The following is a 14,524-nucleotide window of genomic DNA, read 5'->3' as shown; positions in this document are numbered from 1 at the left end:
ACGAAATGAGCTGCTAGAAATGGAAAAAAGTAAAAAATTAGAGATGGTGCTGTGGAGCATCGCTTTACCTGGCTTTGGGCACTTGCTATACGGGAAATATATTAAAGGAATATTTTTAATTCTAGGCGAAGTTATCATAAATGTAATGGGAAGATTTAATCATGTGATTGTACTAAGTTTCCATGGAAGAACCCAAGAAGCCATTGAACAAGCTGATTACCAATGGCTTATGTTTTATCCTTGTTTATATTTTTATTCAATTTGGGATGCGTATAAAGAGGTAAGTGAAAAAGATCGGCCATTCTCATACGTGCCCCTTGCTTTTACCGCTTACTTTGTGACCATAGGCTTAATTTTTTCACCGATGTTTACAATTTCAGGTAATTTCATAGGTCCAGTCTGGCTCCCGATGATTTTTGTGCCGGTTGGGTTGAGTATCGGAGCGGTGATCAGATGGATCATATTAAAAGGCGCACAGAAAGACTAACAAAAGACAAAAGGTATGAAAAAATCTCCAGGAGGTTCCGTTATGAATAAAAATGATACCCATTTAACATCTGCTGAAATTGCATGTCTTTGGAATTCCTATATAAATAATAGCATGTCTAAATGTATCCTGGATTTTATGCTCAAGCATATCGAAGACAAGGATATCAAGCTTGTGGTTGAATATGCCTATGATATTGCTACTCATCATTTGGATCAATTACTCGGAATTTTTGAGCAAGATGATTATGCCATCCCTCAAGGTTTTTCGAAAGAAGATGTCAACATGGAGGCTCCCTGGCTTTTTTCAGATACGTTTTGCTTAACGTATGTGAACCATATGTCCAAAGTTGGGATGTTGACATGCGGTGGGTATGTAGGAATGAGCAAAAGGAAGGATTTAAGGAATTTGTACACACAAATGCTCGCAGATACCTCTACTCTATATAATCAAACGACTGAAATAGCCGCTTCGAAAGAAATTCTCGCTAAAGATCCTTTTATAGAGGTTCCAAAAAATACGGATTACGTAAGTAGTAAAGCATATTTTAGTGGGTTAAATCCGCTTAAAAGTAAACGACCACTGAACGCTGTGGAAATTTCGTATTTGTTTATGAATACACTAACCAATACAATAGGAGGGAAGCTTTGTCTTGCTTTTGCGCAAACATCTCCGTCCAAAGAAATTCAAGATTACATGTTACGAGGAAGAGATATTTCAAATAAACATGTTCAGGTCTTTCTCGAGACTTTGCTTGACAATGATATCCCAAATCTAGGGATACCAGAACTTTTTGTGAGTGATTCAACAACAAAGACATTTTCAGATCGATTATTGATGTTTCATATATCGCTTCTTAGCGCTTCTGGTACCGGGAATTATGCAACTGCAGCTGCTGCCAGCCAACGCAGTGATTTGGTCCTCGATTATGAACGATTGTCATTAGAGATTGGTCAATACGCAAAAAGCGGAGCCGACATTATGATCAAGCACAATTGGCTTGAGCAGCCCCCGGGCCCAAAGGACCGTGAAAAATTAGCAAGAAAAAAAGGAGAAGAATAATAATTGCCGCCCGTCGGTATAAGCTTGCGGCGGGCGAATTCGGCCCGTGAGCCCGATCGCTTAGCGTCCGGAACTTCGTCAGCTCGGAATGTCATTCTCCAGGTTCTTTCGTGATCTGTGATTAATCGCAGCAATCAGCAATAACAAGACAGGGATGATCACTTGTAGAGGCAAGTGCAAAGCCATAGGGACAATATGTAAGCCTTCTTCGATATGTGCTGCAAAATTGTTGGCAATGATCATGGATAAAAATAGGACAACAATGCCCAGGGGATAGACGAGCTTCGATATTTCCTGCACGTTAAACACGTCTGATGCTCCAATGACTCCTGCATATAAATAGATCCCCACCTTAAAAAAACCACAAATCGTCAACGAGATCATAAAGAAAACATCTAAACGTTTAAGAAATTCTGCTACCTGGACCGATCGTAAGGAGAGGGAACATTGAACGTGTGGCTAGATCAATTCCCAGAACGGAGACGTTGACCACCATAGTAATAACAAGGTTAACACCACTTAACGCCATCGCAGATAATCCAGCATTTTTTACCTTTTTCGACTTGTTGACATACGGCATAATCATAGTGAAGACAATGACTTCTCCGAAAGGAACATACCAGGTTTCTGTAAAGACGGTTTGTAACACTTGACCGAATCCTTTATCTAGCAGAGGTCTCAAATGATTGATATCGATTAAGCCTGAAATAAGCACCGATATAAATCCAGCAATAGCCAAGATTATTTCCCCTGTTCTTGCGATCACTTCGATTCCTTTATGTACGGCATATATGATGACAAGGATTAATAAGGTGTTCATAAAGAATAGCGGGGTCTCAGGATAAGCAGATATTATGAGCATTTCGCCAAAATCCCGTAGTACTCTGGAGGAAAGATACAAAAAATAGATGATATAAAGGAAAGCAAGAATTTTGCCGAAGAACGTTCCGATTATTTTCTGCATATATGTGGTAGGCAGAACATCAGGATTATAACGATAAAGGTTGTAGTAGACAAGAAACAGGAAAAAACCACCGATCATCCCAAGAAGAACGGCGATCCAGGCTTCTTTTTGTGCCTCAATGCCGAGCGAAAGCAATAGAGCACTGCCAAGAATGAATAGAAAGATCATAACAAATAATTGGTTTGGATTGATGGTTGCTTTCTTTCTCCACTTTATAACACCCCCGTTTGGATAGTCTTTACAAGGGAGGTTCATTTATACAAAAAACAAAGGCTCTTCTCCTCTGGTCACCCCTGCGTTTTATCGTGGTTACTCGCTTGCGGCGGTTCTTCCGTGTGTTTTTTGATTATTATATTCGTGCAAATTCGGCACTCTCTGCTGTCGCTCGTTTCACTATCGCTCCTTTTTAGATACGTATGACTTCCTGTTAAATGGAAACACTACCCTCGTGGAGTGTGATGAGATGTGAAAGTTCTGGGTATTGCTCTATTCATGTTTGTGACTATTATGAGTATGACGCTGGGTTTCGATCTGATTATAGGTGTGGATGTTGCACTGGAATCGTTTAGTCCTATATATGTGATGGAAACGTTTGAATTGATGGTAACCTTGGTTTTTCTTCTTTCCTTATTAGTGACTCCCGTCCTTTCTTTTTTACGAAAAAGGCGTAAAGAATAGCTTTATCGAGGTAAAGTTTCAAAATAAAGATGATGATGATATTTGCAGCCTTCGTTAAAAGCAGATTGACAATGAAGGCAGTGACTGGTTTCAATATATTCTTGGATCGTATGTACGTAACCGCAAACACCGCAAAGAATGGCCCGTTCTTCAAATTGTTCCTTTTTCCAAACGGTGATCGAGTGCTCCTCGCATTCCTGATGGCATTGGTAACAAGGATAATATTTATGACAGCAATGAAACTTGATCGCGATGATGTCTTTCAAGGAAGAATAATGGGTACAGCGGGTTTGGTGATCGATGATGGGTCCATGGACGTGCGTCATATTTTTCTCTCCTTACATGAACATTTAATCCAATCATAACAAAAAATATGATTATGTTCCTTGCTTTCTTATGAGAGCTGTGATACACTTAATCTGTCGAAAGTGATTGAATGCACGGTGTATTATTTTCGGTCTCTACTGAGTAAGTTTAGGGCGCAAAAGGTTCACCCAGTTTCAATTATTTTTAGCATAATCATGTTCAAGAAGGGACGGACCTTTTTGGACTGCCTATTCAAAGGAGGCCACAAGCATGACTGGTACAGTAAAATGGTTTAATGCCGAAAAAGGATTCGGTTTTATCGAGCGTGAAGAGGGAGACGATGTATTCGTACACTTCTCTGCCATCCAAATGGAAGGCTTTAAAACACTCGAAGACGGTCAAGAAGTAGAATTCGAAATCGTTGAAGGCGACCGCGGACCGCAAGCTGCTAACGTAGTGTCTCAGTAAGCGAGAAAAGCTGGATACTCAGGAATAGAGTGGGGTATATTCCGATCGGAATATACCCCTTTCATATGCAAAAGTGATCGATCAAGACTTGGGAGTTCAACCAAGTTTTTCTTTTATCAATGTTTCGTCTGGCACGGCATTGCGTTAGTCAGAGCGGCTAGGGCAGGAGCTTTGAGCGCTTTTGCATCCTTGATCCTGGGTTGAGGTTGTTCAAAAAAGTTAGGGAAAATGAGTCAGCAATGGGTGTCATCAGTAATAAGGCTGGCCTCATAATAGGAGAATGCTTGAGGAATGACTAAAGAGCGAACATCCCTTTCGGCTCGTTCCCCCTTTTTGAACGCATATATAAGGAAAAGAGATGTAAAGGAGCAAAGTAATTCATGAAGTTTCAAGAATTAGATTTACCACCGTATTTATTAAAAAGCGTTGAAAACATGGGATTCACAGAGGCCACATCGATTCAGGAAAAGGTTCTGCCCGTCGCTCGTAAGGGAGGGGACGTGATTGGCCAGGCACAAACCGGAACCGGAAAAACGGCGGCCTTTGGTCTGCCGATGATCGAAAAGGTTGATCCGGAAGATCCGAATGTGCAGGGGCTAATCTTGACACCGACCCGGGAATTAGCAGTACAGGTGTCAGAGGAAATTAACAAAATTGGACGGACGAAGAACGTCCGAGCCGTTGCCGTTTACGGCGGTGCAGATATGGGACGGCAAATTCGCGAATTGAAAAGCCGGCCTCCAATCATCGTCGCCACACCTGGTCGTTATATGGATCATACTCGGCGGAAGACCATCCGGCCGCAGTCCATTCGCACAGTTGTGCTCGACGAAGCCGATGAAATGTTAAGTATGGGTTTTATTGAAGATATTGAAGTCATTTTGGAAGAGGTTCCGAATGAACGTCAGACGCTTCTTTTCTCAGCGACCATGCCGTCAAGGTTAAAAAAAGTAGCCGATCGTTTCATGACAGAACCGGAGACTGTTTCCGTGAAGGCAAAGGCAATGACGGTCGCTAATATTGAGCAATTCGCAGTGAAAGTTCCCGAGAAACAAAAGTTATCTGCGTTAAGCCGCTTCCTTGATCTAGAGGATCCTGAACTTGCGATAATTTTTGGCCGGACGAAGCGGCGTGTCGATGAACTTTCAGAAGCGTTGGAACAACAAGGATACGCAGCTGCCGGCATTCATGGAGATCTAAAACAGGCTCAGCGTACAAAAGTGCTGCGCCGATTTAAACAAGGGGCGATCAAATACCTTGTAGCAACAGACGTTGCGGCAAGAGGCATTGATGTTAGTGGTGTTACCCACGTCTTTAACTTTGACCTTCCACAAGAATCGGACAGCTATGTTCACCGTATTGGCCGTACCGGGCGCGCTGGTCATTCGGGAAAATCCTACACCTTTGTAGCCCCGGCTGAAATGGATCATATGAATATGATCGAAAAAGCAACAAAAGGAAAAATAAATTTTCTTGACGTTCCGAACCGTCACCAAGCGGAAATGGTTCAACAGGAACGTTCTGCTGGCAAGTTAACGGATATTATTTCCAAAGGTGGTCACGAAGGTTTTGAGTCGACAGCGGAAAAGCTTCTGCAAGAACATGACAGCACAACCGTTGTCGCGGCAGCCCTAACATTGCTGCAAAAGGATAAAAAAGAACCAACGAAAACACTCACTGGTGAGCGTCCGATTGTAAGCAACAAAAAAGGAAAGCCATCTAGTAAACATTCTAACAACCGCCGAGGCCGTGGCGGTGGGCGAAACCAGGGACGTAAACAGGGTTCCCCGAATCAGCGGAATCGGCGCCGCCGCTCCAGCTAATGTTACAAACGCCTCTTAAGGGGCGTTTTTTTTTTGTGCGGTCAGGGATGAAGCAGACGTGCCCTGAAATTCAGCAACGGGGCAGATCATTCGGCGCCCAGATGAATAATTCGGCGTCCCGCCCCTGGAATTCGGCGCACAGGTGAATAAATACGGCGTTCCACTCCTGGAATTCACGAACGGATCATTAAGCGGAACGGTTCGAAATCATAGATCTCCGGTCTAGTTGTGGATATACTCCAAAAAAATTGGTTACTATAAAATCTTGAGGGTTGGTAAATGTGAAATGTGAGGAATTCACGACAAATCTTTGTCTATATGGCTACATTTTAAAATAATGTATTTAAACTTCATTATTATTTGGTACCATAATGGTAGTATTTCCTTGAAATCTACGAAAGGCTCTTCGGGGATCATGTTTTATAAGGATACATAAGATTGATGAAAGCAGGGATATCGTGAAGCGAGTTTTACATATAGTTGGAAGTTTACTCGTGGTTATGCTTCTTAGCGGTTGTAACTTGACGGTTCTTGATCCACAGGGAGCGGTGGGGGAGCAGCAACGTGACTTAATTGTTCTTTCTATCATTTTCATGTTACTTATCGTTCTCGTTGTATTTATTCTATTAACCGTTTTTATAGTGAAGTACCGTGAAACGAATGAGCATAAAGAATATACGCCAGATGCGGATGGAAATCATAAGTTGGAAATTATATGGACGATAATTCCGATTATCATTGTTACGGTCCTTTCTGTTCCTACGGTGTATACCATTTATAACCTTGAGGAAGTTCCAGAGACTGAATCTGATGAGGATCCTCTTGTGGTCCATGCAACTTCTGTCAATTGGAAGTGGATTTTTAGTTATCCGGAAGAGGACATTGAAACTATCAACTATTTAAACATTCCGGTGGAACGTCCGGTTTTATTTAAATTAACATCAGCTGATTCCATGGCATCGTTTTGGGTTCCGCAACTTGGAGGTCAAAGATACAACATGGCAGGGATGCAGACGGAATTGTATCTTCAAGCCCGGGAAGAAGGGACGTATGATGGCCGTAATGCGAATTTTACCGGTGAAGGTTTTGCAGAAATGACTTTTGATGTTAACGCCATTGAAAAACCGGAGTTTGAAGAATGGGTAACAGAGGTCCAGGAAGAGGCCCCTGAGCTTACGCAAGAAACGTATGATCAGTTTATGGTCCCGGGTCACGTTGGTGAATACACCTTTTCATCGACACATCTGGATTGGGTAGATCATGCGATGGATGCAGAGTATGCCTTAGAAGCGCGGGCGGAGCAAGGGTATGTTCCTGTCAATCCACATTCCCCTCACGAAGAGCATGACCTTGATCTGGATATTGATATTGTTGAAGATGCCGAGGTGGGTTCTACAGAAACAGAAGACACTGAGCCTGTTGAAGCGAGTGACCCTCACGAACATCACTAATGAGCTGATGAAAAATAGAGCAGATGGCGTTCGTGCCGGAAGCTTGGACCAACAATTCCTCTTAATGATACGTACATTGAACCGCAAAGGGGGTCCATTACTTGGATTTAACATGGGATGAATTTATTGTTACCGGGGATCCTTTTATCCTCGCTGGACAAATTTCGATACTTTTTACAACGGTTGCGATTATATTTGTATTGACATATTTTAAAAAGTGGAAATGGCTCTGGAATGAGTGGATCACATCGGTGGACCACAAACGAATTGGTATTCTCTACATTATTGCGGCCCTTCTGATGATGTTCCGCGCGGGGGTGGATGCCCTTATGATGCGGACACAATTAGCGGCACCGAATATGCCGTTTTTGGACGCGCAACATTATAATGAGATATTTACGACGCATGGAACGATCATGATTCTTTTCATGGCGATGCCATTTTTGATCGGTCTTATGAACGTTGCTGTTCCTTTGCAGATTGGCGCCCGTGATGTTGCGTTCCCTTTTTTAAATAACTTGAGCTTTTGGACATTCTTTATGGGAGCGATGCTTTTTAATGTCTCCTTTGTAATCGGGGGAGCTCCTGATGCAAGTTGGTCGGCTTATATGCCGCTCGCATCCAATGATTTGAGTCCAGGACCGGGGCAGAACTTTTACTTACTTGGGATACAGATTTCTGGGATTGGTACATTAGCGACAGGAATTAATTTGATTGTTACGATCTTGAAGATGCGCACAAAAGGCATGAAGTTGATGAGGATGCCGATGTTTACTTGGACCTCCCTCATTACATCTCTAATTATCATCGGTGCTTTTCCAATTTTAACGGTAGCACTCGCTATGCAGACGTTTGACCGTCTGTGGGGAACGGCGTTCTTCACGCTTCAGGACGGCGGAATGCCCATGATGTGGGCCAACCTTTTCTGGCTCTGGGGGCATCCGGAAGTTTATATTGTGATCTTGCCCGTGTTCGGGATCTTTTCGGAAATTATTTCTGCTTTCTCCCGAAAACGATTGTTTGGGTATACAACAATGGTTATTGCCGTTGCACTCATTTCTGGATTGAGCTTCCTTGTTTGGGTACACCACTTCTTTACGATGGGCGCAGGAGCGACAGTAAACTCGTTCTTCTCGGTGACAACGATGCTGATTGCGGTACCGACAGGGATCAAAATCTTTAACTGGCTGTCCACCTTATATAAAGGACGAATACGCTTTTCAGTGCCGATGATTTGGGCACTTGGGTTCATCCCGAATTTTACGATTGGTGGAGTTACCGGTGTTATGCTTGCCATGGCAGCAGCAGACTACCAGTATCACAATACGTATTTCCTTGTCTCTCACTTTCATTATGTACTGATTGCCGGTACCGTGTTCGGCTGTTTTGCCGGTTTTATCTACTGGTATCCGAAAATGTTCGGACATAAGCTCAATGAGCGGATCGGCCGCTGGGTTTTCTGGATCTTTATGATTGGATTTAATATTTGTTTCTTCCCCCAATATTTTCTGGGGTTGGATGGAATGCCGCGTCGGATCTATACGTACTTCCCGGAAGATGGCTGGTTTAGCTTAAATTTCTTGTCGACGGTTGGGGCATTTATGATGGGCTTTGCCTTCGTGATTCTCATTTATAGCGTTTATTACAGTTACCGTTATGAGAAAAGGGAAACGACCGGTGATCCTTGGGGTGTGGGCCGAACCCTTGAGTGGGCGACTGCGTCAGCAGTACCTCCTCATTACAATTTTGCCCGCTTGCCTGAGGTGGAAAGTCAGGATGCCTTTTGGGAAATGAAACAAAAAGGGGTGGATCCCAATGATATCGATGAATATCACGAGATCCACATGCCAAACAACTCAGGGAACCCGTTTATTATGTCATCGTTCATGTTCGTTGCCGGATTTGGCCTTGTGTTTCATTGGTGGACCATCGCAATCATCGGAACCATCGGTATTTTTGCTTGTATGATTCAGCGTTCATTTTCACGTGATGATGGCCATCATATTCCTGCAGAAGAAGTAAGAGAAACGGAAGAAAAGATCAAGGAGGGTCACATGAATGGATATTGATAGGAAAATCGATCCTCAAGAAAGGGAGGAATTTCCAGATAAAGAGACCCCCCTTGAATACCAAACAGAGACCGGCCGATATAACATCCTCGGTTTCTGGATGTTCCTTGGTGCGGAAATCGCCCTTTTTGCGACGCTTTTTGGGACATACTTTGTTCTCATCCATCGTACGGCATCAGGGGTCATGCCTGAGGACGTCTTTAACATGGGTTTGGTATTAACAATGACCTTCCTGCTGCTCACGAGTAGTTTTACGTCTGGGCTTGCTATCCACGAAATGCGATTAGGTTACCCCAGACGGATGATGATTTGGGTGGGGGTCACCCTATTACTTGGGCTTGGATTTCTGGGCTTTGAGATCTATGAATTTGTTCACTTTGTACAGGAAGGTGCCACACTTGAATCCAGCGCATTCTGGTCTGCGTTTTTCGTTTTACTTGGAACTCACGGTTTACACGTGGCACTCGGAATCGCTTGGTTCATATTAATTATTATCCAGGTGAAACAAAGAGGTTTAATTCCAGCCACGGCAAACAAAATGTTTATCGCAAGTCTATATTGGCATTTCCTCGACGTCATTTGGGTGTTTATTTTCACAGGGGTATACTTGTTAAGGCTGGTGATAGCATGAACAATAACGAAACGCTTTCACAAAAAGAAAGACATTTTCCTTGGAAGCACGTCGTTGGATTCCTTACGTCTATTGTTCTAACGTTAGTGGCATTATGGATTGCTTTTTTCTCCGCCTTTAGCGTGCGTACGATCGTCATTCTCATATTTTCACTTGCTTTCGTCCAGGCCGGCTTACAACTTTTGATGTTCATGCATATGGCAGAAAGCGGAAGTGGAAGAATTCAAGTCGGGCATATTCTGTTTTCGGCGTTTGTCGCTATCATTATCGCCCTTGGATCGTACTGGGTCATGGAGTTCGGCATCCATCTTGATCACCATATGTAGAAATAAAAAAACAGGGCCTCAGCAAATTGAGGCCCCATTTCACGTTCATTTAGCCGGCCGCGTACCGTTTCCACCATTCAGGTCTTATATAAAGGAGAAACGCAGCGACGTGGGCGACGAGTACATTAAACGTAGTGATAATCATGAAGATGGTATGCGTCATTGGTGTTAGCATATCCATCACATAAAATCCAGACATAATCCACATTACGAATAAGAGTGGCAGGCTAGCAACCGCTAACCAACGCTTTTCGATCCACATAAAGATCGGTGTAGCGCTGGCAATGAATAAATATAAAAAGAAGACTCCCATACTTATCATCTCCTAAAAGGTAAGCGCTTCCTTTTTTGTCATGAATTATTCACATTTTTATTATACCAAAATCTTGGCGTTTTTAAACACTTTTTTTGTATTTATAAGAAAATTGGTGAATGAAAAAGATACAGTGAGGATTCATGATCTCAAAATTTATACATAAATCGTGATTAAATCACAGAAGGTGTGAGGATGAAAAAAGCACCAAATAATCGTTTGCTTGTGAATTTATTAACAGGTAAAGTGGGGAGTGTAGACATCAAATTCTGAATATAAGGAGTGTTCAAGTTGCGGAACGATTTGTATCCTTCAAGATTAGGAAATGATGCTGAATTAATAGAGCGTAAGGATCCAGTTATTTACAATCGTGGAAAGATGGAAGGTCCGTTATCTACAAAGGATCTTGATTCTTATGAGGATAATGGTTTTCTAATGCTAGATGATGTTTTTAGCGACGAAGAAGTCAACATTATGACCGATCAACTTAATGATACGTTAGCGAAGGAAAAAGGTAAGAAATCTGATACGGTCGTTCTTGAACCGGAAAGTGAAGAAGTTCGTTCCATCTTCGAAGTTCACAAGAACAATGATTTCTTTAGCCGGCTTGCATCCAATGAGCATCTTGTTAAAGCTGCTCAACAATTGCTCGGAAGTGAAGTGTATATTACCCAATCGCGGATCAATTTTAAGCCTGGATTTAGTGGCAAAGAATTCTATTGGCACTCCGATTTCGAAACATGGCATGTTGAAGACGGGATGCCGAAGCCAAGAGCGGTAAGCTGCTCCATTATATTAACGGATAATTATGAATATAATGGCCCCTTAATGTTGATTCCAGGCTCACATAAATGGTATGTTTCCTGCCCAGGTGAAACACCGGATGCCAATTATGAACAATCCTTGCAAAAACAAGAGCTTGGTGTACCGGATGCGGAAAACTTAACGAAACTATTCGAAAAAGCAGGAAAACAAATTGATACGGCTACCGGCAAGAAAGGAATGGTGTTGTTTTTCGAAAGCAATACAATGCACGGTTCAGCCGGAAACATCTCACCTTTACCTAGAAGTAATGCGTTCTTCGTATATAATTCCATCGAAAATCAACTCGTGGAACCTTATGGTAACGCAAAACCACGTCCTGAGTTTCTCGCCAATCGTGAAAATATCAAACCGTTGGAACCACAGAAGACATTTAAGGAAAAAGCAGGAGCCAAATAATGAGAGAGTTATCCCAAAAGGCATAAACAGTTGGCTTAATCCCAAAGAATAATCCCGTATCACTGTAAAAGTGGTGCGGGATTGTTTTTTTAAAAGGGCTTTTGGGATAGTCCCATTATATATTTCCAGGGAAATACTAAAAAGCTAGAATAGCGTTCGTACAGAGGAAAATAATTCAAAACTCCTCTCATGGATATGTGTTTCTTCGGGGGAATTTTAGGTTTTTTTATGCCAGAAACTTGGGAATGGCATGTTATAGCAAGGATAAGAAAAAAATTTAAAAAAACCCTTGAAAGTCAAAGAAGGTCAAACTATAATAGAGTTAACAAAGGTTAAATATAGTCAAGGTCAACGATAAAGATAAGCTTTTCCCTTGAAAGTCTAAGGTCGAGAAACTATAATAGGAATTAAGCAAAAGGTCAAAAATAGTCAAAGTCAAAAATAACAAACAACAATATAGGAACAAACAACGAATAAGGAGGATGACATTTATGATGAGATGCGATCATTGTCAACAAAATGAAGCGCGTATTCAAATGAGAATCAATTTAAACGGACAACAACGACAAATGCACCTATGCGAAAACTGCTATCGGCAAATTCGTCAGCAAATGGGGCAGCCTTCCGGCCATCATGGACAAGGTCAAGGTTCCCAATTTGATCATATGATGAATATGATGGGTCAACAAGGTCATGCGAACATGGATGAACAAGCTCAACAACAAGGGGCAGCAAATCAAGGCGGAAGCTTACTTGAAGAGCTTGGTAAAAACTTAACGGATGGTGCTCACAATGGTGAAATCGACCCGGTCATTGGCCGTGATGCTGAAGTTGAACGTGTGATAGAAACGTTAAACCGCAGGAACAAAAATAATCCTGTTTTAATCGGTGAACCAGGTGTCGGTAAGACTGCTATTGCTGAAGGTTTGGCACTCCGTATCATTCAAGGTCAAGTACCAAATAAATTGAGAAACAAACAGATTTATTTGCTTGATGTGTCTTCACTTGTAGCGAACACAGGTGTCCGTGGTCAATTTGAGGAACGAATGAAGCAATTAATCGGAGAACTGCAAGAGCGTGACGATGTTATTATTTTCGTTGATGAGGTACACCAACTCGTGGGTGCAGGATCAGCTGAAGGCTCAGCAGATGCTGGAAATATTATGAAACCAGCCCTTGCCCGCGGTGAAGTTCAATTGATTGGTGCTACCACACTTGCGGAGTATCGTAAAATCGAAAAAGATGCGGCTCTTGAACGCCGTTTCCAACCAGTCATGGTAGATGAGCCTACATTGGCTGATGCGAAGAAAATTCTTGAAGGCCTTCGTGCCAACTATGAACAGTATCACGAAGTCAGCTATACCGATGAAGCCATTGAAGCTTGCATTAACCTCTCGGATCGCTATATTCAAGACCGCTTCTTACCGGATAAGGCGATCGACCTTATGGACGAATCCGGTTCGAAAGTGAATTTAATCGTTAGTGATCAAAGTGATAATAAAATCAATCAACGGCTTGAAGAAATAAAAACCGAAAAAGAAGAAGCCACAAGTCACGAAGATTACGAACGTGCTGCCAAGCTTCGGACTGAAGAGCTGCAATTACAGGAAAAACAGCAAAAGGCTCAATCAGAAAATAAATTGGAAAACACTGTTGACGTTGCCCGTATTCAATCTCTTGTCGAGGCAAAAACAGGTATTCCGGTTCGCCGTCTACAGAAAGACGAACAACAAAAAATGCGCGACTTGCCGGAACGCTTGAAGAACCAGGTGATTGGGCAAGAAACAGCCGTAGAAAAAGTCGCGAAATCCATTCGCCGTAATCGCGCAGGACTCCGTCGTGGAACAAGACCGATTGGTTCATTCTTGTTCATTGGACCTACAGGTGTTGGTAAAACTGAACTATCAAAATCATTAGCAGAAGAGATGTTCGGTGATAGTGAAGCGATGATTCGTTTTGACATGAGTGAATATATGGAAAAACACACAGTTTCCAAGCTCATTGGTTCACCACCTGGATATGTCGGACACGAGGAAGCTGGTCAGTTGACCGAGCGTGTGCGGAGAAAACCTTACAGCATTATCTTGCTAGACGAAATTGAAAAAGCACACCCTGACGTGCAGCACATGTTCCTGCAGATTATGGAGGATGGCCGTCTAACTGATAGCCAAGGTCGTACCGTAAGTTTTAAAGATACAGTACTCATTATGACGTCCAACGCAGGAAGTTCAATAAAGAAAGTGACGGTCGGGTTTGGTGCCGATGAGAAGGAACCCAGCGCCACTGAAGGCCTTACCGATTACTTTAAACCAGAATTTCTGAACCGTTTCGATGGGATTGTCCGCTTCAATGAACTTTCACGAGAACACCTTATCTCGATCGTTGATCTTATGTTGGCTGATCTACGTGATTCAGCAGCTGAACAAGACCTTACGATTGAAGTGACACGAGATGCGAAGCAGAAAATTGCCGATCTTGGTTACGATCCAACTTTCGGTGCGCGTCCACTACGCCGTGTCATTGAGGAATATGTTGAAGACGGCATCGCTGATGTTATGCTCGCAAATGATGAAGTCAAAGAACTCGTAGTGAACGTTCGTGATAACAACTTGAATGTTTCCGCAAAATAGGAAAAAGAGGGGCTGACCTTACTAGGGCAGTCCTTTTTTCTTTGAATGATGTTGAGCATGCTTAGCGGGCACTGTCGGTGTAAAAACCATATTAA

At 42.6% G+C, this 14,524-nt stretch carries 14 protein-coding genes and 1 pseudogene; 12 read left to right on the top strand and 3 right to left on the bottom strand.

Going from position 1 to position 14,524, the window contains the following annotated elements; translation table 11 throughout:
* Positions 1-19 precede the first annotated feature (19 nt).
* Together HNR44_RS13390 and HNR44_RS13385 are read left to right on the top strand one after the other, a co-directional pair.
* Positions 20-487: a hypothetical protein gene (locus tag HNR44_RS13390; protein WP_184404819.1), complete on the top strand. Its 468-nt coding sequence runs from the start codon at positions 20-22 to the stop codon at positions 485-487.
* 42 nt (positions 488-529) lie between these two features.
* Positions 530-1,549 (top strand): DUF3231 family protein, encoded by a 1,020-nt coding sequence (locus HNR44_RS13385; RefSeq protein ID WP_184404818.1) that lies wholly within the window; start codon positions 530-532, stop codon positions 1,547-1,549.
* 78 nt (positions 1,550-1,627) lie between these two features.
* Here HNR44_RS13385 and HNR44_RS13380 read toward each other — a convergent pair.
* Positions 1,628-2,681 (bottom strand): annotated as a pseudogene (locus HNR44_RS13380) (GerAB/ArcD/ProY family transporter).
* 297 nt (positions 2,682-2,978) lie between these two features.
* Between HNR44_RS13380 and HNR44_RS13375 the strand changes: the two are divergent.
* Positions 2,979-3,191, top strand: a complete 213-nt coding sequence (locus HNR44_RS13375; protein WP_184404817.1) for a YczF family membrane protein — start codon at positions 2,979-2,981, stop codon at positions 3,189-3,191.
* Positions 3,192-3,193: 2 nt separating this feature from the next.
* Here the strand turns inward: HNR44_RS13375 and HNR44_RS13370 are convergent, their stop codons facing one another.
* The gene (locus HNR44_RS13370) at positions 3,194-3,457 is read right to left on the bottom strand and encodes a CHY zinc finger protein (RefSeq protein WP_246407480.1); all 264 of its coding nucleotides are present in this window, start codon (positions 3,455-3,457) and stop codon (positions 3,194-3,196) included.
* On the opposite strand from HNR44_RS13370, the gene HNR44_RS17690 reads away from it, so the two are divergent.
* From HNR44_RS17690 to qoxD, 7 genes are all read left to right on the top strand, one after another.
* Positions 3,419-3,556: a hypothetical protein gene (locus HNR44_RS17690; protein ID WP_246407516.1), complete on the top strand. Its 138-nt coding sequence runs from the start codon at positions 3,419-3,421 to the stop codon at positions 3,554-3,556. The two genes, HNR44_RS13370 and HNR44_RS17690, sit on opposite strands and share 39 nt — an antisense overlap.
* 211 nt (positions 3,557-3,767) lie before the next feature.
* Positions 3,768-3,965, top strand: a complete 198-nt coding sequence (locus tag HNR44_RS13365) for a cold shock domain-containing protein (RefSeq protein WP_184404815.1) — start codon at positions 3,768-3,770, stop codon at positions 3,963-3,965.
* A 380-nt stretch (positions 3,966-4,345) separates the two neighbouring features.
* Positions 4,346-5,788, top strand: coding sequence for a degradosome RNA helicase CshA (gene cshA / locus HNR44_RS13360; protein WP_184404813.1), 1,443 nt, complete (start codon positions 4,346-4,348; stop codon positions 5,786-5,788).
* 500 nt (positions 5,789-6,288) lie between these two features.
* Complete coding sequence (gene qoxA, locus HNR44_RS13355) at positions 6,289-7,239, top strand: cytochrome aa3 quinol oxidase subunit II (RefSeq protein WP_184405079.1); 951 nt, start codon at positions 6,289-6,291, stop codon at positions 7,237-7,239.
* A 101-nt stretch (positions 7,240-7,340) separates the two neighbouring features.
* Entirely contained in the window at positions 7,341-9,308 is a 1,968-nt protein-coding gene (gene qoxB / locus HNR44_RS13350) for a cytochrome aa3 quinol oxidase subunit I (protein ID WP_184404812.1), read from the top strand.
* The gene (qoxC, locus tag HNR44_RS13345) at positions 9,298-9,939 is read left to right on the top strand and encodes a cytochrome aa3 quinol oxidase subunit III (RefSeq protein ID WP_184404811.1); all 642 of its coding nucleotides are present in this window, start codon (positions 9,298-9,300) and stop codon (positions 9,937-9,939) included. Before qoxB ends, qoxC begins: the two co-directional genes overlap by 11 nt.
* Positions 9,936-10,265 carry a cytochrome aa3 quinol oxidase subunit IV gene (qoxD, locus tag HNR44_RS13340; RefSeq protein ID WP_184404810.1) on the top strand — a complete coding sequence of 110 codons (330 nt, stop codon included), beginning with the start codon at positions 9,936-9,938 and terminating at the stop codon, positions 10,263-10,265. The genes qoxC and qoxD overlap by 4 nt, the downstream gene beginning before the upstream one ends.
* Positions 10,266-10,314: 49 nt before the next feature.
* Here qoxD and HNR44_RS13335 read toward each other — a convergent pair whose 3' ends face one another.
* Entirely contained in the window at positions 10,315-10,578 is a 264-nt protein-coding gene (locus tag HNR44_RS13335) for a spore morphogenesis/germination protein YwcE (protein WP_184404809.1), read from the bottom strand.
* A 291-nt stretch (positions 10,579-10,869) separates the two neighbouring features.
* Here HNR44_RS13335 and thpD point away from each other — a divergent pair, with 291 nt between their 5' ends.
* Entirely contained in the window at positions 10,870-11,799 is a 930-nt protein-coding gene (thpD, locus tag HNR44_RS13330; protein WP_184404808.1) for an ectoine hydroxylase, read from the top strand.
* Between the two features lie 494 nt (positions 11,800-12,293).
* Positions 12,294-14,429, top strand: a complete 2,136-nt coding sequence (locus HNR44_RS13325; RefSeq protein ID WP_184405078.1) for an ATP-dependent Clp protease ATP-binding subunit — start codon at positions 12,294-12,296, stop codon at positions 14,427-14,429.
* The last annotated feature ends 95 nt before the right edge of the window (positions 14,430-14,524 follow it).

This window comes from Geomicrobium halophilum, assembly GCF_014207655.1.
In the GTDB taxonomy this organism is placed as follows: Bacteria; Bacillota; Bacilli; order Bacillales; family Marinococcaceae; genus Geomicrobium; species Geomicrobium halophilum.
The sequence above is the reverse complement of the archived record's forward strand: the minus strand, read 5'-3'. Positions and strand labels throughout refer to the sequence as shown.

Coding starts and splice junctions, on each gene's coding strand:
- HNR44_RS13390 (WP_184404819.1), top strand. CDS start 20: ATGGAAAAAAGTAAAAAATTAGAGATGGTGCTGTGGAGCATCGCTTTA.
- HNR44_RS13385 (WP_184404818.1), top strand. CDS start 530: ATGAATAAAAATGATACCCATTTAACATCTGCTGAAATTGCATGTCTT.
- HNR44_RS17690 (WP_246407516.1), top strand. CDS start 3,419: ATGACAGCAATGAAACTTGATCGCGATGATGTCTTTCAAGGAAGAATA.
- HNR44_RS13365 (WP_184404815.1), top strand. CDS start 3,768: ATGACTGGTACAGTAAAATGGTTTAATGCCGAAAAAGGATTCGGTTTT.
- cshA (WP_184404813.1), top strand. CDS start 4,346: ATGAAGTTTCAAGAATTAGATTTACCACCGTATTTATTAAAAAGCGTT.
- qoxA (WP_184405079.1), top strand. CDS start 6,289: ATGCTTCTTAGCGGTTGTAACTTGACGGTTCTTGATCCACAGGGAGCG.
- qoxC (WP_184404811.1), top strand. CDS start 9,298: ATGGATATTGATAGGAAAATCGATCCTCAAGAAAGGGAGGAATTTCCA.
- qoxD (WP_184404810.1), top strand. CDS start 9,936: ATGAACAATAACGAAACGCTTTCACAAAAAGAAAGACATTTTCCTTGG.
- HNR44_RS13335 (WP_184404809.1), bottom strand. CDS start 10,578: ATGGGAGTCTTCTTTTTATATTTATTCATTGCCAGCGCTACACCGATC.
- HNR44_RS13325 (WP_184405078.1), top strand. CDS start 12,294: ATGAGATGCGATCATTGTCAACAAAATGAAGCGCGTATTCAAATGAGA.